This is a genomic window from Streptomyces sp. Mut1, assembly GCF_030719295.1.
Taxonomy (GTDB): domain Bacteria; phylum Actinomycetota; class Actinomycetes; order Streptomycetales; family Streptomycetaceae; genus Streptomyces; species Streptomyces castrisilvae.
Genome location: NZ_CP120997.1, coordinates 2,160,796 through 2,182,563, shown reverse-complemented (window position 1 = coordinate 2,182,563; position 21,768 = coordinate 2,160,796). Strand labels below are relative to the sequence as shown.

Annotated in this window: 21 protein-coding genes; 12 read left to right on the top strand and 9 right to left on the bottom strand. The window is 70.4% G+C overall.

Translation table 11 applies throughout. The features are described from left to right. Nucleotide 1: 1 nt before the first annotated feature. The 3 genes from P8A18_RS09305 to P8A18_RS09295 all read left to right on the top strand — a co-directional run bounded on the left by P8A18_RS09305 (nucleotide 2) and on the right by P8A18_RS09295 (nucleotide 1,886). Nucleotides 2–466: a MerR family transcriptional regulator gene (locus P8A18_RS09305; RefSeq protein WP_306053382.1), complete on the top strand. Its 465-nt coding sequence runs from the start codon at nucleotides 2–4 to the stop codon at nucleotides 464–466. Next, nucleotides 463–1,479, top strand: a complete 1,017-nt coding sequence (locus tag P8A18_RS09300; RefSeq protein WP_306053381.1) for an aldo/keto reductase — start codon at nucleotides 463–465, stop codon at nucleotides 1,477–1,479. The genes P8A18_RS09305 and P8A18_RS09300 overlap by 4 nt, the downstream gene beginning before the upstream one ends. 89 nt (nucleotides 1,480–1,568) lie before the next feature. Beyond that, the gene (locus P8A18_RS09295) at nucleotides 1,569–1,886 is read left to right on the top strand and encodes a hypothetical protein (RefSeq protein WP_018556456.1); all 318 of its coding nucleotides are present in this window, start codon (nucleotides 1,569–1,571) and stop codon (nucleotides 1,884–1,886) included. Between the two features lie 67 nt (nucleotides 1,887–1,953). On the opposite strand, the gene P8A18_RS09290 is transcribed toward P8A18_RS09295, so the two are convergent. The 7 genes from P8A18_RS09290 to P8A18_RS09260 all read right to left on the bottom strand — a co-directional run bounded on the left by P8A18_RS09290 (nucleotide 1,954) and on the right by P8A18_RS09260 (nucleotide 8,953). Continuing rightward, nucleotides 1,954–2,577 (bottom strand): RDD family protein, encoded by a 624-nt coding sequence (locus P8A18_RS09290; RefSeq protein WP_306053380.1) that lies wholly within the window; start codon nucleotides 2,575–2,577, stop codon nucleotides 1,954–1,956. Between the two features lie 166 nt (nucleotides 2,578–2,743). After that, nucleotides 2,744–3,808, bottom strand: coding sequence for an alpha/beta hydrolase (locus tag P8A18_RS09285; protein ID WP_306053378.1), 1,065 nt, complete (start codon nucleotides 3,806–3,808; stop codon nucleotides 2,744–2,746). A 161-nt stretch (nucleotides 3,809–3,969) separates the two neighbouring features. Beyond that, nucleotides 3,970–4,653: a response regulator gene (locus P8A18_RS09280; protein ID WP_306053376.1), complete on the bottom strand. Its 684-nt coding sequence runs from the start codon at nucleotides 4,651–4,653 to the stop codon at nucleotides 3,970–3,972. Next, the gene (locus P8A18_RS09275) at nucleotides 4,650–5,894 is read right to left on the bottom strand and encodes a sensor histidine kinase (RefSeq protein ID WP_306053375.1); all 1,245 of its coding nucleotides are present in this window, start codon (nucleotides 5,892–5,894) and stop codon (nucleotides 4,650–4,652) included. The genes P8A18_RS09280 and P8A18_RS09275 overlap by 4 nt, the downstream gene beginning before the upstream one ends. Nucleotides 5,895–5,903: 9 nt before the next feature. Continuing rightward, nucleotides 5,904–6,857, bottom strand: coding sequence for a DUF4429 domain-containing protein (locus P8A18_RS09270; RefSeq protein ID WP_306053373.1), 954 nt, complete (start codon nucleotides 6,855–6,857; stop codon nucleotides 5,904–5,906). A gap of 89 nt (nucleotides 6,858–6,946) precedes the next feature. Continuing rightward, a complete protein-coding gene (locus P8A18_RS09265) occupies nucleotides 6,947–8,158 on the bottom strand; it encodes an alpha/beta hydrolase (RefSeq protein ID WP_306053372.1) in 1,212 nt (403 codons plus the stop codon). A gap of 138 nt (nucleotides 8,159–8,296) precedes the next feature. After that, nucleotides 8,297–8,953 (bottom strand): TetR family transcriptional regulator, encoded by a 657-nt coding sequence (locus P8A18_RS09260; RefSeq protein ID WP_306053371.1) that lies wholly within the window; start codon nucleotides 8,951–8,953, stop codon nucleotides 8,297–8,299. Between the two features lie 117 nt (nucleotides 8,954–9,070). Here P8A18_RS09260 and P8A18_RS09255 point away from each other — a divergent pair, with 117 nt between their 5' ends. After that, entirely contained in the window at nucleotides 9,071–10,681 is a 1,611-nt protein-coding gene (locus P8A18_RS09255; RefSeq protein ID WP_306053369.1) for an MFS transporter, read from the top strand. Between the two features lie 217 nt (nucleotides 10,682–10,898). After that, on the top strand, nucleotides 10,899–11,321 hold the full coding sequence (locus P8A18_RS09250; RefSeq protein WP_306053368.1) for a peptidase inhibitor family I36 protein: 423 nt from the start codon (nucleotides 10,899–10,901) through the stop codon (nucleotides 11,319–11,321). Between the two features lie 68 nt (nucleotides 11,322–11,389). Here the strand turns inward: P8A18_RS09250 and aceE are convergent, their stop codons facing one another. Beyond that, nucleotides 11,390–14,131: a pyruvate dehydrogenase (acetyl-transferring), homodimeric type gene (gene aceE, locus P8A18_RS09245; RefSeq protein ID WP_306053367.1), complete on the bottom strand. Its 2,742-nt coding sequence runs from the start codon at nucleotides 14,129–14,131 to the stop codon at nucleotides 11,390–11,392. 531 nt (nucleotides 14,132–14,662) lie between these two features. Between aceE and P8A18_RS09240 the strand changes: the two genes are divergently transcribed. From P8A18_RS09240 to P8A18_RS09215, 6 genes are all read left to right on the top strand, one after another. Beyond that, on the top strand, nucleotides 14,663–15,100 hold the full coding sequence (locus P8A18_RS09240) for a DUF3052 domain-containing protein (RefSeq protein ID WP_306053366.1): 438 nt from the start codon (nucleotides 14,663–14,665) through the stop codon (nucleotides 15,098–15,100). 198 nt (nucleotides 15,101–15,298) lie between these two features. Further along, a complete protein-coding gene (locus P8A18_RS09235) occupies nucleotides 15,299–15,757 on the top strand; it encodes a peroxiredoxin (protein ID WP_306053364.1) in 459 nt (152 codons plus the stop codon). A gap of 151 nt (nucleotides 15,758–15,908) precedes the next feature. After that, nucleotides 15,909–16,484, top strand: a complete 576-nt coding sequence (locus tag P8A18_RS09230) for a TerD family protein (RefSeq protein WP_026171553.1) — start codon at nucleotides 15,909–15,911, stop codon at nucleotides 16,482–16,484. 114 nt (nucleotides 16,485–16,598) lie between these two features. Then, nucleotides 16,599–17,174, top strand: coding sequence for a TerD family protein (locus P8A18_RS09225; protein WP_018103347.1), 576 nt, complete (start codon nucleotides 16,599–16,601; stop codon nucleotides 17,172–17,174). A 70-nt stretch (nucleotides 17,175–17,244) separates the two neighbouring features. After that, nucleotides 17,245–18,372, top strand: a complete 1,128-nt coding sequence (locus P8A18_RS09220) for a DUF475 domain-containing protein (protein WP_306053361.1) — start codon at nucleotides 17,245–17,247, stop codon at nucleotides 18,370–18,372. A gap of 156 nt (nucleotides 18,373–18,528) precedes the next feature. After that, nucleotides 18,529–19,263 carry a TerD family protein gene (locus tag P8A18_RS09215; RefSeq protein WP_306060780.1) on the top strand — a complete coding sequence of 245 codons (735 nt, stop codon included), beginning with the start codon at nucleotides 18,529–18,531 and terminating at the stop codon, nucleotides 19,261–19,263. Between the two features lie 161 nt (nucleotides 19,264–19,424). Here P8A18_RS09215 and P8A18_RS09210 read toward each other — a convergent pair whose 3' ends face one another. Further along, nucleotides 19,425–20,306, bottom strand: a complete 882-nt coding sequence (locus tag P8A18_RS09210; protein WP_306053360.1) for a TerD family protein — start codon at nucleotides 20,304–20,306, stop codon at nucleotides 19,425–19,427. 221 nt (nucleotides 20,307–20,527) lie between these two features. On the opposite strand from P8A18_RS09210, the gene P8A18_RS09205 reads away from it, so the two are divergent. Further along, nucleotides 20,528–21,691 carry an HpcH/HpaI aldolase/citrate lyase family protein gene (locus P8A18_RS09205; RefSeq protein WP_306053358.1) on the top strand — a complete coding sequence of 388 codons (1,164 nt, stop codon included), beginning with the start codon at nucleotides 20,528–20,530 and terminating at the stop codon, nucleotides 21,689–21,691. The last annotated feature ends 77 nt before the right edge of the window (nucleotides 21,692–21,768 follow it).

Sequence of the window (21,768 nt, the reverse complement as noted above, 5' to 3'; positions counted from 1 at the left end):
CATGACGGTGATGGAGACCACTTCGACAGGGACCGACGCCTGTGCTTCGGGCCCGGCCGCGCACCCGCGCCCCGAAGGGCAGGACCAGTACACGATCAGCGAAGTGGCGGCGTTCACCGGTCTGACCGCGCACACCCTGCGCTGGTACGAGCGGATCGGCCTCATGCCGCACGTGGACCGGTCGCACACCGGCCAGCGCCGCTTCACCAACCGGGACCTGGACTGGCTCGCCTTCGTCACGAAGCTGCGGCTGACGGGGATGCCGGTCGCGCACATGGTGCGGTACGCCGAGCTGATACGGGAGGGCGACCACACCTTCGAGGAACGGCAGGAACTGCTGGAGGCGACCCGCCGCGACGTGCGGGCGCGGATCGCGGAGCTCCAGGACACTCTGGCCGTACTGGACTACAAGATCGACTTCTACGCGGGCGCCCGCACGGCGCCGGAAGGGCCCAGTGCCGCATGACTGACAACAAGATCGCCACCGTGGAGCTCGGCGGGGGAGGCCCGCGGGTCGGCGTCCAGGGACTCGGCTGCATGGGCATCAGCGAGTTCTACGGTGCCACCGACGAGGCCTCCGCCCGCGAGACGCTGGAAACGGCGCTCGCGGCGGGCGTCACCCTCTTCGACACCGCCGACATCTACGGCAGCGGCGCCAACGAGACGTTCCTCGCGCCGTTCGTCGGGGCGCACCGCGACGAGATCACCCTCGCCACGAAGTTCGCCATCGAGCGGCGCGACGAGGACCCGGACTACCGGGGCGTGAACAACGACCCCGCCTACATCCGCAAGGCCGTCGAGGCCAGCCTGCGCCGGCTGGACACCGAGGTGATCGACCTCTACTACATGCACCGCCACGACCCGGCCGTCCCGTTCGCCGAGTCCGTCGGCGCGATGGCCGAACTGGTCGAGCAGGGCAAGGTCAAGCAGCTCGGGCTCAGCGAGGTGACCGGGGCGGAGCTGCGCGAGGCGCACGCGGTGCACCCGATCGCGGCCCTGCAGTCCGAGTGGTCGCTGTTCAGCCGGGACGTGGAGCGCAGCGCGGTGCCCGCCGCCGTTGAGCTCGGGGTGACCGTGGTGCCGTACTCGCCGCTCGGCCGGGGCTTTCTGACCGGGTCGTTCGCGGACGCGGGTACGGAGCTGTCGCCGGGCGACATCCGCAAGCAACAGCCGCGCTTCAACGGGGACAACGCGCGGACGAACGCCGCGCTTCTGGAGCCGGTCCACAAGATCGCCGCCGCCCACGGGGCATCGGCCGCGCAGGTCGCGCTGGCCTGGGTCCAGCAGCGCGCCCAGGTTCACGGCGTCACCGTCGTCCCGATCCCGGGCACCCGCAGGAGCCACCGCCTCCTGGAGAACGTGGGCGCGACCCGGCTCACCCTGACCGCCGGCGAACTGGCCCTGCTGGAGCCGATCGCCGGCCAGGTGGCCGGGGACCGCTACCCGGACATGAGCCTGACGTCGGCGGCCCGCGAGTAGCGGGTCCCCGGCAGCCGGGCGCCCCGTGGCGATCGCGCCCCGGATGCCCCTTTCGTCACGAAAACGCGTGGCCGGGTTAAGGTCGCGCCATGCGTACGATGCCGTCGGCCGAGATGGTCAGCCTGATCTCGTTCCTGGCTGTCCTGTTGATCTTCTTCAGCATCGACGTGCGGTCGAGGGACTCCGGGGCGTCGAAGCCGTGGCACGCGCGCCTCTTCGAGTGGGCCTCACGCGTCGGTGGCATCGCCACCGCTCTGGCCCTGACGCTGGGCTGGGTGGACCTGTTCCTGCCGGACGAGAACAGCGCGATCCATGTGGCGTTCGTGGCCGTGCCCGGATCGGTCGCGGTGCTGTGCGCGATCGTGCTGGGCCTGGAAATGCTCTGGCAGCGATGGGAAGCACCGTGAGACAGGCGGTGGCGACGGTCTCCGGTGGGGCCCGGGGAGCCCGCGGCGGCGGGCCCCCGCCTGCCGGTCAGCCCTTGGCGACCTTGATGACGACGGTGTTGCACACCTTGTCGGCGAACGTCTGCCGCTTGGGGTCCCACAGCGGCCACAGCCAGCCGAGGTAGCAGCTGAAGCTGTCCAGCGCGTGCGCTATCTTGCGCACGAAGGCCATGCCGAAGCCGAGCGTGTTCCCGTCGCGCTCCCGGCGCACACTGATGCGCAGGACCTTCTTGCCGGTCGTCTGACCGGTCTTCCCCTCCCGGTAGAGCTGGTAGAAGCCCATGACGAAGAAGTAGACGACGCCGACCGCGAAGAAGGCCCCGGGATCGGCCGTCTCCGGGTCGTCGCTCCGCGCGAGGTCGACGAAGCCGAGGGCGTACATCGGGGCCACGATGATCAGCAGGTCGAGCAGCCACGCCCCCACCCGCTCCCCCCAGTGGGCCAGCGGCGGCAGCCCCGGCATGCCCATGCCCGGCATCCCGGCCGGCGGGTACGCCCCGTACGGCTGGGCCGGGTAGCCGTACTGCGGGGGCATGCCCTGCGGGGGCACGCCTTGCGGAGGCACGCCCTGCGGGGCCTGCTGCGGATATCCCGGCTGCTGCCCGTACGAGGGCTGGTTCCCGTAGGGGTTGTTCGGGTCCCCGAAGCTCATGGCGAAGTCTCTCCCGTGCCGTTGAAAGATGTGGGGCGCGGGGCGGTGGACAGCTCGCCGTACCAGCGGTTTGCCTCCGCACACTCGCGCTCAGGAGCGCTCATCGTGTGCGGAGCACCATGGGGTTGTCCAATCCGATGACCACATCTTCGCAACCGGCAACCCTTCAGGCCGCGTTCACGCCCCCCGCGTTCACCCCCTCGGCAATCGCCGCGAACGCGCGCAGCGACTTGGTGCCGGGGGCGAAGTAGCCCGTGTGGCCCTCGGCGTCGTCGGCGGGTACGCGGCGGGCCCCGAAGTCCGGGGACGCGGGATCGGCGCCGTGGCCGAGGCCGGCGAACTCGATGTGCGGGACCTTGCCGATCCAGTCGCCCGGGTCCTTGGCCGCCCAGACGCGCGCCCCGGTGCGCAGGCCGGAGACGTGGTCCGCGCGCATCCCGGGGGAGCCGAGGACCACCAGGTCGGCGATGTGCAGGCGGGACGCGGCCAGGCCGCAGACGACCGAGCCGTAGCTGTGGCAGAACACCGTGGTGACGGGCACTCCGGCCGCCGCGAGGCCCTCCGTGAAGCGGGCGAGACGGGTGGAGCCGGCCTCGGCGAGGGTGCCGGTCGCGGCGTCCGGGCCGAGACCCACCGGGGTGGTGTACCCGGCCCAGGCGATCACGGCGGTGCCCGGACCCGTCCGCGCGTACAGGGACTTGGCCATGCCGGCCGGGGTGCCGTACACATCGGTCGTCCGGTCGAAGGTGCCCGCGTCGATGTCGGAACCGGGCACCACCACCGACACCCGCCGGGCCGTCGCCAGGTCGCCGAAGACCTCGGCCACCTGGCCCCGGCCGCGCGGGTCGAACGCCAGGATGCGGCGGCGCGGGTCCTCGGCGAGGTGCGCGTACCGGGGGTCGTGGGCCGCCTTCAGGGCGCGCGCGTTGGCCCGGATGCGCAGCTCCACCGGGGCGCCGTCCAGGTTGCCCACGACGAGCGGGTGCCGTACCGCCAGCGCCTGCTGGTCCGGTGCGCTCAGCCCCCGGAAGAAGTCCGCCACTTCGGCGGGCGTGGCCCGTTCGGGATCGGGCAGCTCACGTCCCAGCGTGTGGTCGGCCCGCCAGGACGCCGTGCCCGGCGGCGGGCCCGTCACGGCCCGCTGGGCGTTGCCCGAGACCCATCCGGCCGTTCCCGACACCACGGTGGTCGCCAGCGCGACCGCGACCAGGGTCCTCGCGTAACGCCGCATCCGCCCCGCCCTCCCACTCCGGCCCAACGGCCGGTCCCCGCACGCCGTGCGGCGCGACGGGAGGAAGGTAGGGAGGGGGCGGGTGCGCGGACGTCACACCGGGGAGCCAACTGCCGGGTGATACCTGGGTAGGGGGTGGCCGGGACCGGAGCCGGTGCCGGTCAGGCGGTGCCGGGGACCACAAGTCCCGCCTCGTACGCGAAGATCACCGCCTGCGCCCGGTCCCGCAGGGACAGCTTCGCCAGGACGCGTCCGATGTGCGTCTTCACCGTCTGCTCGGCGAGCACCAGCTCCCCGGCGATCTCCTGGTTCGACAGGCCGCGCGCGATCAGTTCGAGGACCTCCGTCTCGCGCGGGGTCAGCCCGTTGAGCCGGAGCGCCGCCCCGCTGCGGGACGCCGCCTGCGGCCGCTGCCGGGCGAAGTCGGCTATCAGACGGCGCGTCACGGACGGGGCGAGCAGGGCGTCGCCCGCCGCCACCACCCGTACCGCCGCGATCAGGTCCGCCGGGGGCGCGTCCTTCAGCAGGAACCCGGACGCCCCGGCGCGCAGCGCCTCGTACACGTAGTCGTCCACGTCGAACGTGGTGAGCATCAGCACCCTGGGCACATGGACCACACCGGGCGGCGGGTCCAGCAGCGCGCGGGCCGCCGCCAGGCCGTCCATCTCGGGCATCCGGACGTCCATCAGCACCACGTCGGGGTGGGCCCGGCGGCTGACGTCGATCCCCTGGCGCCCGTCCGGCGCCTCACCGACCACGTCGATGTCGGCCTGCGCCGCCAGCAGGGCCGCGAAACCCGCCCGCACCATGGCCTGGTCGTCGACGATGATCACACGGATGGTCACGGGTCCTCCGGGCTCGGGGTGGCGGGGGCGGGCGGCTCCTTCGGAGGGAGCGGCAGCCGTGCGGCGACCCGGAACCCCCCGTCCGGCAGCGGCCCGGTGTCCAGCGTGCCGCCGGTCAACCGTACGCGTTCGCGCATCCCGACAAGGCCGTGGCCCGTTCCCGCCGTCTCCAGCGGTGAAACCGGCTGCCGGGGAGGGCCGTTGACCACCAGCACCGTCAGATGCGCCCCGTCCGTGCCGACCGATATCCGGGTCGGGGCCCCCGGCGCGTGCCGGACCGCGTTCGCCAGCGCCTCCTGCACGATCCGGTACGCGGACAGGTCCACGGCCGGAGGCACCCCGTCCAGTCCCGCGGGCATCGACAGCTCGGCCGGAAGCCCCGCCCGTACCGTCGCCTCCACCAGCTGCTGCAAGCGGTCGAGCCCCGGCTGCGGGGTCCGTTCGCCCTCCGTACCGTCGCCGCGCAGCACCACCAGCAGCCGCCGCATCTCCGCCAGCGACTCCCGCGCGCTCGCGGCGATCGTCCCGAACTCCTCGCGCGCCTCGTCCGACAGCTCCTGGAGCCGGTAGGGCGCCGAGTCCGCCTGGACGGTGATCACGGACATGTGGTGGGCGACCACGTCGTGCAGTTCGCGAGCGATCCTGGTCCGCTCCTCCAGCAGCGTCCGCCGGGCGCGTTCCGCCTCGCTGACGGTCTCCTGCTCGGCGAGCCTGCGCTGCGCGACGCGCCGCTCCCGCACCGCCGCGCCGATCACCAGCGCCACGGCCCCGAAGACGGGCAGGAGCAGCGCGCTGCCGTTGCTGCGGTCCGGGCCGGCCAGATGCAGGACGAGGCTCGCCGCGCCGGTCGCCAGCCAGACGGCGGCCAGGGTGCGGCGGGGCTCACGCAGGGCCAGCGCCAGGAGCAGGAAGAGGTAGGCGATCAGCGGGGCCGGCGGCCACGGCCACACGTCGTACTTCTCGGCAGGCTGCCCGAGGATCACCAGCGCGCCCACCACATCCGCCGGGAAGACGATCCACCAGGCCCGCAGCGGCCGGTGCGCCAGCATCAGCAGGGGCCCGGCCTGGGCGACGGCGAGGGTGGCCGCGACCGCGCCGCCGATGCCGTACTGATCACGCAGGTTGACGAGGGTGACCGGGAGGAAGAGCGCCGTCAGCACGACGACGGCGGCGTACGGCAGGAACCGCCCCCGCCGCTTCGGGCCGGGGGCGGACGGGGGCTCGGCCGTGGAGGCGGTCACGGGCGGCGGCTACAGCTCGGCGAGGAGCTGCGCCTTCTTCGCGCTGAACTCCTCGTCGGTCACCAGACCCGCCCGGTGCAGCTCCCCGAGGTGATGGATGCGCTCCGCGATGTCCGCCGGATCGCGCCGGGCGGTGGTGGCGGTGAGCGCGGTGGTGGCCGGGGGCACCGACTGCTTCCTGCGTACGGACTCCAGGACGGCCGCGGCGAACGGCAGCGACTCGTGGACCGGGCCGTAGCCGAGGCCGAAGATCACGGCCGCCGGGTCCTGGTCGGCGCGGGCGGGCCGGGGTATCACCGGGTGGACGCTCTGGGCCGTATCGGTCCCGATTCCCGCGGTCACCGTCCCGGTGAGCGTGTCCGGCCCCGGGGCCAGGCACTCGGACCCCCTGGGCAGCAGCCGCAGATAGCCCTCCAGGCCCTCCGGCGAACGCCACTCGACCCCGCACAGGTCCGTCACCGGGAACGTCTGGTCGCCCGCCTTCCACTTCTCCGACGAGGCGCCCGTCCAGAACCAGCGGAAGGAGATCCGCTCCCCGTCGAAGCCGGCCCGTCCGTCGTACGCCTTGAACTGCATCGGGGCCTCGGGGGCGGCGACCAGGAAGCGGTCGGCCGGCTCGCCCGCGTCCGGCCCGAGACAGGCGCGCAGCTCGTCCGCGTAGTACTCGGCGAGGGTCTCGCGGCCGGCGGGGAGCACCAGGCGGTACGGGTCGCAGCCGTCCTTCAGCTGCCCGGCGGCGGCCTCCACCAGGGGGTCGGCACCGGGTCTCGGGACCGCACGCAGCACCACCGTGCCCCGCTTGCCCGGGGTCAGCGTCACCGACGACAGCGCCGTGTGCGGGACGCGGCGCTCGCGCAGGCTCTGGAGGAGCCTCGGCGTGCGGATACCCCGTTCGTAGCGGATGAGCACGGAGTCGGTGTCGAACTCCCAGGTGGCATGAATTCCGGCCAGCACATCACCCATGCGCCTCATCGTATGCGGCACTTGCCCGCCCCGTCCCCTCTCGGCGTCGACCGCTTCGGTGGGGACGAGGCGGCCGTCTTCTACGCGCGTCAGGCAGTCGTATCCGAGTAAACCCCGTTGTTGCAGACGCTGTCGGCCTGTGCGCAGGTCACCGACGTGTACGCGCCCACGCCGATCGCGGCGAAGTTGTCCAGGCTCTCGGTGCCGGGCTCGAAATAGCCGCTGTGCCCGCTCGCGCCGGCCGCCGAGACGACCCGGGCGCCGAAGGCGTGGTCCACCGGGTCGGCGCCGTGGCCCAGGCCGCCGAACTCCAGGTTCGGGACGTCCTCGATCCAGTCACCGCTGTCCCGGGTCGCCCAGACGTGGGCCCGGGTGTGCAGCTGTCCGGCGTTGTCGGCCCGCATGCCGGGGCTGCCCGCCACCGCGATGTCCTCCACCCTGCCGGGCAGTCGCTTCGCGGCGAGCCCGCACAGCACGGAGCCGTAGCTGTGGCAGAACAGCGAGACGGGGGCGGGGCCCGGGAGCGCCCGGACGAGCGCGTCGAGCCGGACCGCCCCGCGCTCGGCGAGGTTGCCCAGGGCGGCGTCCATGCCGATGCCGACGGGCGTGGTGTAGTCGGCCCAGGCGATCACGGCGGTGCTCACCCCGGGGCGCGCCGCTCGCTCGGCGGCGTACAGCGACTTGGCCATGCCGACGGGCGCGGCGTTCGTCCTGCTGCCGGTGCGCTCCAGGGTCAGGAGGCCGGTGTCGACTCCGGGCACGACGAGCGAGATGCGTTTCGCCCGGTCGAGGTCGCCGAACACCTCGGCGGCGAGCCCGCGCCCCGACGGGTCGAACGCCAGGAAGTGGCGGCCTGGGGCCAGCATCGAGCGGAAGCGCTCCAGGCGGTGCTGTGCCTCGGCGCGGCCGGTGGCGGAGAGTCTGGTGTCGTGGACGCGCCGCCGCTCGACCGTGCTCGCCTGCTGGATCGCCCGCCGGTTCGCCCGGTAACGGACGGTGACCGGGGCGCCGTTGAGGTTCCCCACCACCAGCGGGTACCTGTCGGCGAGACTGCCGCGCTGCGCGGCGGTCAGCGTGGCGAAGAAGTGCGCCAGCTTGTACGACGGGGCGTCGGCGTCCGGCAGCGGCCGGCCCGCTATCGATCCCTTGGCCCAGGAGGCGAGCGCGAGCGTGCGCGAGTCGGAGGACCGCTGGTGGTGCACGGCGGTCCAGCCGGTCGTCGCGAGCATCACGAAGACGACCGCGAGGGCGAGCAGAGCGCGCCAGGCGGTGAGCGTGGGGGAGGAATCGAAGGAAGTCACTCCGGACCACCCTAGGAGACGCGGGGAGCCGCTTTGCGAGCAGGGTGACGCACATCACCCGACTGTGCGGAAGGACACGGCGATTGCCTCACGCTGCGTACGCCCTTCCACCACGGTGAGCGCCGCCGTCGCGTGTGCCTACGGTGTGCGCCAGGTTTCGGAGAGGGCCGGGGTGAGGGCGTCGAGATACGTCTCGGTCAGCGTCCGGAGCGACTCCATGCTGGTGTCCCGCCCCTGCCCCCACAGTTGACCGGCCGCCCGCATCACTCCGGAGAACGCGGCGACCGCGACCCGGGGGCGGGGGTCGTGCGCCATGTCCAGGCCCTCGCGCCGCGCGATCAGTTCGGCGGTCTGGTGCTCCAAGTCCATGCTGCGGCGCAGGTGGGCGGCGAGCAGCGAGGGCGTGGACTCGATCATCCGGTAGGCGCGCATGTGGAGTTCGACCGGGATGATGGCCTCGACGGCCTCCCCGATACCGTTCCAGGCGCACAGCACGGCGCGCCGCATGGCCTCGAAGGGGGCTTCGCCGGCGGGCCGTTGGAGCAGCTCGGCGAGGAAACGCGACTCCACCATGTCCTGCACGGCGAAGACGACCGCCTCCTTGCCCGCGAAGTAGCGGAAGAAGGTGCGCTGGGAGACCTCCACCGCGTCGGTGATCTCGTCGACGGTGGTCTCCTCGTACCCGTGGGTGGTGAAGAGTTCGAGGGCGGCGACGAGCAGCGCGTCGCGGGTGCGCCGCTTCTTGCGCTCGCGCAGCCCGATCGGGAGGGCCGCGGACGGCTGCCCTTCGGTCACTGAACTGGTCCTCTTTTCCCTGCTTTGTCCAGCTCAGCCTACCTGTGAGCTACGTGACAGTTACCGACTTGTGAATTGGTTTGTCAACTGTCAGTGACTGACACTAATCTCCCGCGTATGACTAGTCAGACCACCGTCGAAAAGGCACCGCGGGACCCTCAGGACCCTGTCGGTCCCGCATCTGCCAAGGGGCTGCGCGGCCACCCCTGGCTGACGCTGTTCTCCGTGGCCATCGGCGTGATGATGGTCGCGCTCGACGGCACGATCGTCGCGATCGCCAACCCCGCCATCCAGCAGGACCTCGGCGCCTCGCTCGCCGACGTCCAGTGGATCACCAACGGCTACATGCTCGCCCTCGCGGTCTCCCTGATCACCGCGGGCAAGCTTGGTGACCGGTTCGGCCACCGGCAGACCTTCCTCATAGGCGTCGTGGGCTTCGCCGCCGCGTCGGGGGCCATCGGGCTCTCCAGCAGCGTCGCCTTCGTCATCATCTTCCGGGTGCTCCAGGGCCTCTTCGGCGCGCTGCTCATGCCGGCCGCGCTCGGCCTGCTGCGCGCCACCTTCCCGGCCGAGAAGCTGAACATGGCGATCGGCATCTGGGGCATGGTGATCGGCGCCTCGACCGCGGGCGGCCCGATCCTCGGTGGCGTGCTCGTGGAGCACGTCAGCTGGCAGTCCGTCTTCTTCATCAACGTGCCGGTCGGCGTGATCGCCCTGGTGCTCGGCATCCTGATCCTCAAGGACCACCGCGCCGAGAACGCCCCGCGCTCCTTCGACATCGCCGGCATCGTGCTGCTGTCCGGTGCGATGTTCTGCCTGATCTGGGCCCTCATCAAGGGCGCCGAGTGGGGCTGGGGCGACACCCAGACCATCGGCTTCCTGGTCGGCGCCGTCGTCCTGTTCCTCGCGTTCGCCCTGGTCGAACAGCGCGTCAAGGAGCCGCTGGTCCCGCTGGCGATGTTCCGCTCCGTCCCGCTCTCCGCGGGCACGGTCCTGATGGTGCTGATGGCCTTCGCCTTCATGGGCGGCCTGTTCTTCGTCACCTTCTACCTGCAGAACGTGCACGGCATGAAGGCCGTGGACGCGGGCCTGCACCTGCTGCCGCTGACCGCGATGATGATCGTCGCCTCGCCGCTGGCGGGCGCCCTGATCACCAAGTTCGGCCCGCGCGTCCCGCTGGTGGGCGGCATGGTCTGCACCGCCGTCGCCATGTTCGGCATGTCCCAGCTGACGGTCGGCACGGGCACGCTGACCATGTCCGTCTGGTTCGCCCTGCTCGGCCTCGGCCTCGCCCCCGTCATGGTCGGCGCCACCGAGGTCATCGTCGGCAACGCCCCCATGGAGCTCTCCGGCGTCGCCGGTGGCCTCCAGCAGGCCGCCATGCAGGTCGGTGGCAGCCTCGGTACGGCGGTGCTCGGCGCGATCATGGCCTCCCGCGTCGACGCCGAGCTGGCGGACAACTGGAAGGCGGCGAAGCTTCCGCCGCTGTCGCCCGAAGGTCTCGGCGAGGCGTCCTCCGCGATCAAGGTCGGCATGCCGCCGGTCAACGAGGAGACCCCGCCGGAGCTCGTCGGCAAGATCGCGGGCGTCGCCCACGACACGTTCGTCTCCGGGATGAGCACGGCGTTCATGGTCGCGGGCATCGTCGCGGTGATCGCCGCCCTCGTCGCCACGCTGACCAAGCGCGGCGAGAACGCGGAGGCGGGCGCGGGAGCCGGCCACATCTGACGTTCCCGTCACGCGAGGTTCCCGTCACGCCGTTCGCGTCAGCACAGCGCGTCCAACAGCCCCGCCGGACCGATCCGGCGGGGCTGTCACCTGTCAGGATGAACCCGGCCCCGAACCCTTCCGGTTACGCAGAGTAATCATTCAGGGTTGGTGGTGGAAGATCCACATCGGTGGACGCTCCACTCAGCAGTTCCATCACCACGGGGGTTCATCTCGCATGCGTACGACCACTCTCGCGGCCGCCCTGGCCGCCGCGCTGCTCGTTCTGACGGCGCTGTTCTCGTCCCCGCCGGCCCGCGCCACCGCCGCGCCCGCCCGATCCGCCGCGTCCGTGGCCCCGGCCACCGCGCCCGTCGGGCTCGGCAACTGCGCGAGCGGGCAGCTCTGCCTCTGGGCCAGGCCCGACTTCACCGGCGCCCGGCAGATCCACGAGCTGTCCACGATCGACATCGAGAGCTGCGTGCCGCTGAAGACCGGCACCACCGCCCAGGCCCTCGCCAACCGCACGGGCAGGCCCGTCACCACCTACCAGTCCGCCACATGCGCGGAGACCGGAGAGTTCGAGACGTACCCGGGCGGCGGCACCTGGCTGCCCCGCTCCCCGTACCAGGTCCGCGCCTTCAAGGTCTGGGAGAACTGACCGGCCCCGGACACGCCGCGGGGCGGCGGCACCCTTCCGGGCACCGCCGCCCCGCACCGGTCACGGTGTTACGCGTCGCCGCCCGCGGCCCCCGGATCGGCCGAGGCCACATCCAGCAGCTCGTAGCGGTCGACCGCCGTCTTCAGCACCGAACGGTCGACCTTCCCGTCCTTCGCCAGCTCGGTCAGCACCGCGAGCACGATCGACTGCGCGTCGATGTGGAAGAACCGCCGGGCCGCACCCCGCGTGTCCGCGAAACCGAACCCGTCCGCACCCAGCGACTGGTACGCACCGGGCACCCAGCGCGCGATCTGGTCCGGCACCGAGCGCATCCAGTCCGACACCGCCACGAACGGCCCCTGGGCCCCGGAGAGCTTGCGCGTCACATACGGCACGCGCTGCTCCTCCTCCGGGTGCAGCAGGTTGTACCGCTCCACGTCCACGGCCTCGCGCCGCAGCTCGTTCCAGGAGGTCGCCGACCAGACGTCCGCCTTCACATTCCACTCGTCGGCGAGGATGCGCTGCGCCTCGACGGCCCAGGGGACCGCCACACCGGACGCCATGATCTGGGCGGGGATCTCGCCCTTCTCGCCGCTGCTGTAGCGGTAGACGCCCTTCAGGATGCCCTCGACGTCCACATCGGCGGGCTCGGCCGGGTGCTGGATCGGCTCGTTGTAGACGGTGAGGTAGTAGAAGACGTCCTCGTTCTCCTCGGGGGTCCCGCCGTACATCCGGCGCAGACCGTCCTTGACGATGTGCGCGATCTCGTACCCGAAGGCCGGGTCGTACGCCACACAGCCCGGGTTGGTCGAGGCCAGCAGCTGCGAGTGCCCGTCGGCGTGCTGGAGACCCTCACCGGTCAGCGTCGTACGGCCGGCGGTGGCGCCCAGCACGAAACCGCGCGCGAGCTGGTCGGCCATCTGCCAGAACTGGTCACCCGTGCGCTGGAACCCGAACATCGAGTAGAAGACGTACACCGGGATCAGCGGCTCGCCGTGCGTCGCGTACGCCGAACCCGCGGCGATCAGCGAGGCCGTGCAGCCCGCCTCCGAGATGCCGTCGTGCAGCATCTGCCCGGTCGGCGACTCCTTGTACGCGAGCAGCAGATCGCGGTCGACCGACTCGTACTGCTGCCCCAGCGGGTTGTAGATCTTCGCGCTCGGGAAGAACGCGTCCATGCCGAAGGTGCGGTACTCATCGGGCGCGATCAGCACGAAGCGCTTGCCGATCTCCTTGTCCCGCATGAGGTCCTTCAGGATGCGGACGAACGCCATGGTGGTGGCGATCGACTGCTGACCCGAACCCTTCTTCGCCGTCGCGTACGTCTTGTCCCCGGGCAGCTCCAGCGGCTTCGCGCGCACCACACGGGTCGGGACGTAGCCGCCCAGGCCCTTGCGGCGGTCGTGCATGTACTGGATCTCCTCCGAGTCGCGGCCCGGGTGGTAGTACGGCGGGTTGCCGTCCTCCAGGTCCTTGTCCGCGATCGGGATGTGCAGCCGGTCCCGGAACCGCTTCAGGTCCTCGGCGGTCAGCTTCTTCATCTGGTGGGTCGCGTTGCGGCCCTCGAAGTTCGGCCCGAGGGTCCAGCCCTTGACCGTCTGCGCGAGGATCACCGTCGGCTGGCCCTTGTGGGCCTTGGCCGCCGCGTACGCCGCGTAGACCTTGCGGTGGTCGTGACCGCCGCGGCCCAGGTGCAGGATCTGCTGGTCGGTCATGTCCTTGACCATCTCGCGCAGCCGCTGATCGTCACCGAAGAAGTGCTCCCTGATGTACGCGCCCGTCTCCGTCGCGTACGTCTGGAACTGCCCGTCCGGCGTCGTGTTCAGCTTGTTGACCAGGATGCCCGTGCGGTCCTGCGCCAGCAGCGGGTCCCAGGAGCGGTCCCAGACCAGCTTGATGACGTTCCACCCGGCACCCCGGAACTGCGACTCCAGTTCCTGGATGACCTTGCCGTTGCCGCGCACCGGGCCGTCGAGGCGCTGGAGGTTGCAGTTGACGACGAAGGTCAGGTTGTCCAGGCCCTCGCGGGCGGCGATGGACAGCTGGCCCAGCGACTCAGGCTCGTCCATCTCGCCGTCGCCGAGGTAGGCCCACACATGGGAGTTCGACGTGTCGGCGAGGCCGCGCGCCTCCATGTAGCGGTTCATCCGCGCCTGGTAGATCGCGCCGAGCGGGCCGAGACCCATCGACACCGTCGGGAACTCCCAGAAGTCCGGCATCAGCCGCGGGTGCGGGTAGCTGGACAGCCCGTTCGGCGCCTTCGACTTCTCCTGGCGGAACGCGTCGAGCTGCGCCTCGCTCAGCCGGTCCAGCAGGAACGCGCGGGCGTAGATCCCGGGGGAGGCGTGCCCCTGGAAGAAGATCTGGTCACCGCCCAGACCGTCGTCCTTGCCGCGGAAGAAGTGGTTGAAACCGACGTCGTACAGCGAGGCGGAGGAGGCGAACGTGGCGATGTGCCCGCCGACGCCGATCCCCGGACGCTGGGCACGCGAGACCATCACGGCCGCGTTCCAGCGGGTCGCGTTCAGGATCTTGCGTTCGGTCTCCTCGTCGCCGGGGAAGAACGGCTCGTCCTTCGTGGCGATCGTGTTCACGTAGTCCGTGCTGCGCATCTCCGGCACGGCGACACGCTTCTCGCGCGCGCGCTCGATCAGCCGGAGCATGAGGTAGCGGGCCCGCTCACGGCCTCGCTCGTCGACGGCGGCGTCGAGGGAGTCGAGCCATTCCTGGGTCTCTTCGGGATCGAAGTCCGGGACCTGACTCGGAAGGCCGCCAATGATGATCGGGTTGCGATCGGATCCGGAAGCCACGCTGTTCCTTCGCTGTTCGGTACTACGCTTCGGGGCCTGTTACGGGAGTCCGCCCCCGGACATGAGGAATGTGTACGCCAACCCCATCGTGTACCGCTGGAACGCGTACGTCATCTCTACCGAGAGGTAACCGCCGACGCGTCCCGACCCGTCCGCGCCGGGACGGATGGATGGCCGCGGACTGGGTATCGGTGCAGGCAGATGGTGTCGGACAGGATGGGGCAGGCAGGATGGTCCGGGCCGAACCGCAACCATACGCCCAAGGCGTCCAAGTGTTCCCAAATGCTGCTCGGCTCCGAATGCCGGACCGAAACGGCATAAGCTGTCCAAGGACGTAAAGGGAACGGAGGAGGACGTGGGCTCCCGCAGGGGGCCGTCGGCATGACGGCGACGTGGTACGAAACGTCACCGTTTAGGCGGTCTCGTACGCTGGGTACTTGCGCGATCCGCCGCTCCCGTGTGGACTACGGCCAACGCCCCGCGCACGCGCGTGGCTGAAGCATTTTCCGAAACATGATCAGGAGGCAACCCGTGAGCGCGACCGCGGACCACGCGGAGGAGCGGACCAACCCGGCGGTACGCCTGGGGTTCGAGCCCGGACAGGTGGTCCAGGAGATCGGCTACGACGACGACGTCGAGCTGGAGCTCCGTGAGGGCATTGAGGCCACTATCGGCCAGGAACTCGTCGATGAGGAGTACGACGACGTCGCGGACGTCGTTCTGCTCTGGTTCCGCGACGAGGACGGCGACCTTACGGACGCGCTGGTGGATGCCATCGGTCTGCTCGAGGACGGCGGCGTTGTCTGGCTGATGACCCCGAAGACCGGCCGTGACGGATACGTCGAGCCGAGCGACATCAACGAGGCCGCCCAGACCGCCGGTCTCGCCCAGACCAAGAGTGTCAACGCGGGCAAGGACTGGTCGGGAAGCCGGCTCGGGACGCCGAAAGCGGCGAAAGCCAAGCGCTGACCCCCTTCATCCCTGAAGGCCCCCGACAGGCATCGAGCCGGCCGGGGGCCTTCGTACACCCGTCCCCGCGCCGACAGGCCCCAGCCGCGTGTCCCCGGGAAGCTTTCACGGGTGCCGCACGGCCGCCCGCGCCCTCTGCGTAGGGTGGGGGTCACCCGGACAGCCCAGCCCGGCGGACGTAGCGAAGGGACGCGTTTCATGGCGATCGAGGTCGGCACCAAGGCCCCGGATTTCGAGCTGAAGGACAACCACGGCCGGACCGTGAAGCTCTCCGATTTCCGTGGCGGGAAGAACGTGGTGCTGCTGTTCTACCCGTTCGCCTTCACCGGCGTCTGCACGGGCGAGCTGTGCGCGCTCCGCGACGAGCTGCCCACGTTCGAGAACGACGACACGCAGCTGCTGGCCGTCTCCAACGACTCCATCCACACCCTGCGCGTCTTCGCCGAGCAGGAGGGCCTGGAGTACCCGCTCCTGTCCGACTTCTGGCCGCACGGCGAGACCTCGCGGGCCTACGGGGTCTTCGACGAGGACAAGGGCTGCGCGGTGCGCGGCACCTTCATCATCGACAAGGAGGGCGTGGTGCGCTGGACGGTCGTCAACGGCCTGCCCGACGCGCGCGACCTCAACGACTACATCAAGGCGCTCGGCGCCCTCTGATCCGGCTTCGGGTGGATCATCCGGCGGGACCCCGGCCCGAAAGCCTGCTCAGGCCGGGAACCGGTCACTAGGATCCACTCGTTGATCCGATGCCAACACGACGTGGAGGCGCCGGCACCGGCCGGCCCCCAAGAAACCAATGGGAGGACTCGTGGGAGTCAGCCTCAGCAAGGGCGGCAACGTCTCGCTGACCAAGGCCGCGCCCAACCTGACCGCGGTCATCGTGGGTCTGGGCTGGGACGCCCGTACCACCACCGGCGGGGACTTCGACCTCGACGCCAGCGCCCTGCTGACGAACGCCGAGGGCAAGGTCGCCAACGATGGCAACTTCGTCTTCTTCAACAACCTCAAGAGCCCCGACGGCTCCGTCGAGCACACCGGTGACAACCTCACCGGTGAGGGCGAGGGCGACGACGAGGTCATCAACGTCAACCTGGCCACTGTTCCGGCCGACGTCGACAAGATCGTCTTCCCGGTCTCGATCTACGAGGCCGAGACCCGCCAGCAGAGCTTCGGCCAGGTGCGCAACGCGTACATCCGCGTCGTCAACCAGGCCGACAACAGCGAGCTCGCCCGCTACGACCTGTCCGAGGACGCCTCGACGGAGACCGCCATGGTCTTCGGCGAGCTGTACCGCAACGGCGCGGAGTGGAAGTTCCGTGCCATCGGCCAGGGCTACGCCTCCGGCCTGCGCGGCATCGCGCAGGACTTCGGCGTCAACGTCTAGGCAGCTGCCCGGGGCCGCACGGCCCCGGCATCAGCGTTTCTCCGTCCGGCGCCGCACGACGTGCGGCGCCGGACGCGCTCATCACACGGTTCATCGACTCGGGGAGGACACACCATGGGCGTCACGCTCGCCAAGGGAGGCAATGTCTCCCTCTCCAAGGCCGCACCCAATCTCACCCAGGTGCTGGTCGGGCTCGGCTGGGACGCACGATCCACGACCGGCGCGGATTTCGACCTCGACGCCAGCGCGCTGCTGTGCCAGTCGGGCCGGGTGCTCGGCGACGAGTGGTTCGTGTTCTACAACAACCTCACGAGCCCCGACGGTTCCGTGGAGCACACCGGTGACAACCTCACGGGTGAGGGCGAGGGCGACGACGAGTCGATCATCGTGAACCTCACGCAGGTGCCGGCCCATTGCGACAAGATCGTCTTCCCGGTCTCCATTCACGAGGCCGACAACCGCGGTCAGACATTCGGCCAGGTCAGCAATGCGTTCATCCGCGTCGTCAATCAGGCGGACGGCCAGGAACTCGCGCGTTACGACCTCACCGAGGACGCCTCGACGGAGACCGCGATGATCTTCGGCGAGCTCTACCGCTACAACGGCGAGTGGAAGTTCCGTGCAGTTGGTCAGGGGTACGCGTCAGGGCTGCGGGGCATCGCTCTAGACTTCGGGGTCAACGTTTCGTAAAGCCGCGCACGGCGCGGGGGAGCCCCGTACACCTCGGGGGAGACCCGTTACATACATGATGGGGTAGCCAGTGCTTCTGAAAACCTTCGGGTGGTCGCTCGCGATCACCGCGATCGGCCTCGTGGCCGCGTGGTTCTACGGGGGGTGGGAAGCCTTCGGAGTGGTGGCGATCCTATCCGTCCTGGAGATCTCGCTGTCGTTCGACAACGCGGTGGTCAACGCCGGAATTCTGAAGAAGATGTCTGCCTTCTGGCAGAAGATCTTCCTCACGATCGGTGTGCTGATCGCGGTCTTCGGTATGCGGCTGGTCTTCCCCGTCGTGATCGTGGCCATCACCGCCAGTCTGAACCCGATCGACGCCATCGATCTCTCCTTCAACGACGCGGACCGCTACAAGGAACTGGTCACGGACGCCCACCCGGCGATCGCCGCCTTCGGTGGCATGTTCCTGCTCATGATCTTCCTCGACTTCATCTTCGAGGACCGTGACATCCAGTGGCTGCGCTGGATTGAGCGCCCGCTCGCCAAGCTCGGCAAGGTCGACATGCTGTCGGTCTGCATCGCGCTCATCGTCCTGCTGATCTCGGCCATGACCTTCGCCACCAGCGCGCACCAGCACGGCGGCGGGCACGTGGACAAGGCGGAGACCGTCCTGCTCTCCGGCATCGCGGGTCTGATCACGTATCTCATCGTCGGCGGGCTCTCCGGCTACTTCGAGGACAAGCTCGATGAGGAGGAGGAACGCGAGCACGAGGAGGAGGAAGAGGCCAAGCGGAGCGGCAAGAAGATCTCCGCGATCGCCCTCACCGGCAAGGCCGCGTTCTTCATGTTCCTCTACCTGGAAGTGCTCGACGCGTCCTTCTCGTTCGACGGCGTGATCGGCGCCTTCGCCATCACCAACGAGATCGTGCTGATGGCGCTCGGCCTCGGCATCGGCGCCATGTACGTCCGTTCGCTCACGGTCTACCTGGTCCGCCAGGGCACCCTGGACGACTACGTGTACCTGGAGCACGGCGCGCACTACGCGATCGGCGCGCTGGCGGTCATCCTGCTCGTCACCATCAAGTACGAGATCAACGAGATCATCACCGGTCTCGTCGGCGTCGTCCTGATCGCCTGGTCCTTCTGGTCCTCGGTCCGCCGCAACAAGGCGCTGGAGGCCGAGGAGGGGCGGAGCGAAGTCACCGCCGGGGTGTGACCCGGTAGCAATTGAGGGAACGCTCTCTGCGGGGCGGCTCGTAAGGTGGCGGCCCGGGGTCATGCCCGGGACCGGCCCGGAGCCGCCCCGCAGCGGTGCGTGCGTCGCGTGCGCCGCGTGCGACGACTGGAGCAGGACCGAGAGGTGGGGGTCGGGATGGCGTTCTGGGACAACCTGTGGCCGGGGCGGGAATCACAGTTCGAGTCGGGCAACGCGGCCAGCAACTCCATCGTGCTCACCCGGCGCCGCGCCACGGTCTCGCTGACCAAGCAGGGCGCGCTCAGCGGCAACCTCCGGGTCAACCTCTCCTGGCGGATGCGCACCTCCGACATCGAGGGCCGCTCCCGCCAGAGCAGCCGGCTGCTACACCCCCTGAAGCTCTTCCAGCCCGAGCCCGTCCAGGCGCACACCCAGGGCGTGGTCAACGTCGACCTGGACCTGGGCTGCATGTACGAGCTGGCGGACGGCACCAAGGGCGTGGTGCAGCCGCTGGGCGACCTGCTCGGCGATCTGAACGGGCCGCCCTACATCAGGCTCAGCGGCGACGACCGCTTCGGCGCGCCCTCGGGCGAGACGCTCTACGTCAACCTCGACCAGCGCGAGAACATCAAGCGGCTGATGGTCTTCGTCTACATCTACGACCAGACGCCGGCCTTCGACCGTACGCACGCCAAGGTGACGCTCTACCCGGGCAACGGGCCGCGCATCGAGATCGAGCTGGACGAGCGCGCCCCGCAGGCCCGCTCCTGCGCGGTGCTCACGGTGGAGAACATCAAGGACGAGCTGGTCGTGCGCCGCGAGGTGAAGTTCGTGTACGGCTTCCAGTCGGAGCTGGACCGGATGTACGGCTTCGGCATGCAGTGGGGGCGCGGCTACAAGTCCCGCACCTAGGGCCTGTCCGACGGATCTTCGCGGGCCCACGACGCCTGGCACGCACTCTCGCCGCACGCCCGAATCACCCAAGTACGTCCAGTACGGGGGCGATCCGGGCGCACGCCGAGAGCACGCACCAGACGCCGCGGGCTGATCCACGAAGATCCGCCGGACAGGCCCTAGGGCCGTATGAACTGCGGGCCCTGCGGGGGCAGCGTGAAATTCGGGTCGGGCGCGGGCGCGGCCGCCGGGGCGGGCTGCGGATAGCCGTAGGCGGGCTGCGCGGAGGACGGCTGGGGGTAGCCGTACGCGGGCTGCGGAGCCGGTGCGGCGGTCTGCGGATAGCCGTACGAGGGCTGCTGGTGCAGCACCGTCGCCTGCGAGTCGGGCGCGGGGACCGGCGCCGGCGGGAACGGCGGCGCGGGCGGCACCGGGTCCGGCCGGTACTGCGGCTGCGGCGGCTGCCGCGGATGGGGCTGGGGCTGCGACGCGGGCTGCGGCTCCGGCTCGGACTCCCCCTCGTCGACCGAGATCCCGAAGGCGGTCGCGAGGCCGATGAGCCCGGTCGGGTAGCCCTGCCCCACGGCCCGGAACTTCCAGCCGTCCCCGCGCCGGTACAGCTCGCCGCAGATGATCGCGGTCTCCTCGCCGGTCTCCGCGCGCACGTCGAACACGGCCAGCGGCTCGCTGCCGGCCGCGGCCGCCGCGTCGTGGATGAGGATGCGCAGATCGCGTACGTGCTCGAAGGCGGCCCCGTCCGACGACGCGGCGATGACCACCTGGTCGACCGAGGGGTCGAGCGCGCCCAGATCGGCCTCGATGGTGTCCGTCAGGCCCTCGGGCAGGCTCCGCTTCGGCAGCCGGCGCACCAGGCCGGACGGATGGCGGGGCTGGTTGTAGAAGACGAAGTCCTCGTCCGAGCGCACGCGGCCGCCGGCACCGAGCAGCAGGGCCGAGGCGTCCACATCGGGCACCCCGGCGCCCGGCGTCCAGCGCAGCACGGCCCGTACGGCCATGGCGTCGAGGGGGACGTTCGAGCCTTTCACCATCGCGTGCGTCATGCCGGTCATCCTGCCTGCTGGCGGCCTGTGCGGACAACGCGGGGGTCGGGACCCGTGTCCCGGTGGCAGGCGGCGATCACCCGCTCCCGCCCCTTCGAAACCCGCGCGAAACGGGTGAGCCACCCCGAATTCATCCGGCCGGGGAACCACGGACACCCGCTCGTACGTACTATTACCGGCCACACGTTGTCCGATCGGTCAGAGAGTACGGGGGGAATTGCATGCGTCATTTCGGGCATATTGCAGCTGCTGCGAAGGACGGGCTGTTCTTCCAGGAGCCCTGCGTGTTCGACGCGGACTCGCCGCGTACCCTCCTCTCCGCCGCTCTGGGCGCCACGCTCTACAGCCCCGCCACCCGCCCCCGCCTCGCCGACGACATCGTCAAACTGGCCGGGCGCGGCGTCGTCTCCATGGTGCTGTGCCTGGAGGACTCCATCGAGGACTGCGAGGTCGCCGGGGCCGAGGAGAACCTCGTCCGGCAGTTCGCCGACCTCGACGCACGCGGAGCCGATCTGCCGCTGCTGTTCATCCGGGTCCGCGAACCGGAGCAGATCACCGACCTGGTACGCCGCCTCGGGACGTCCGTCCGGCTGCTGTCCGGGTTCGTGTTCCCCAAGTTCACGCGCGAGCGTGGCGTGCCGTTCCTGGAGGCCCTGACCAAGGCCGAGGCATGCGCCGGACGGCAGCTGTTCGCCATGCCCGTGCTCGAATCGCCCGAGCTGCTGCACCTGGAGACCCGCCGGGACGCCCTCCAGGGCATCGCGGAGACCGTCGGCGCCCACCGCGACCGGATCCTCGCACTGCGGCTCGGCGTCACCGACTTCTGCTCCGCCTACGGACTGCGGCGCGCGCCCGACATGACGGCGTACGACGTGGGGATCGTCGCCGACGTCATCGCCGACGTCATCAACGTCCTCGGCCGGGCCGACGGGACCGGCTTCACGGTCACCGGCCCCGTGTGGGAGTACTTCCCCCGCCAGGAGCGCATGTTCAAGCCGCAGCTGCGCCGCAGCCCCTTCCAGGAGAACCGCGCCGACGAACTGCGCACGGCGCTCATCGCGCACGACCTGGACGGACTCCTGCGCGAGATCGAGCTCGACCGGGCCAACGGCCTGCTCGGCAAGACCTGCATCCACCCCTCGCACGTCGCCCCCGTGCACGCGCTGTCCGTGGTCAGCCACGAGCAGTTCAGCGACGCCCAGGACATCCTGCGGCCCGAGAGCAACGGCGGCGGGGTGCTGCGCTCCGCGTACACGAACAAGATGAACGAGGTGAAGCCGCACCGGGCCTGGGCCGAGCGCACGCTGCTGCGCGCGGAGGTCTTCGGCGTGGCCCGTGAGGACATCGGTTTCGTGGACCTGCTGACGGCCTGCCTCGCGGAGTGAGCCCGGCCGGCGGGACCATCGGAGAAGGACCCCCGGCGCCGGCTGCGGCACCGGGTAGGACGGGCGAGTGGAAAGAG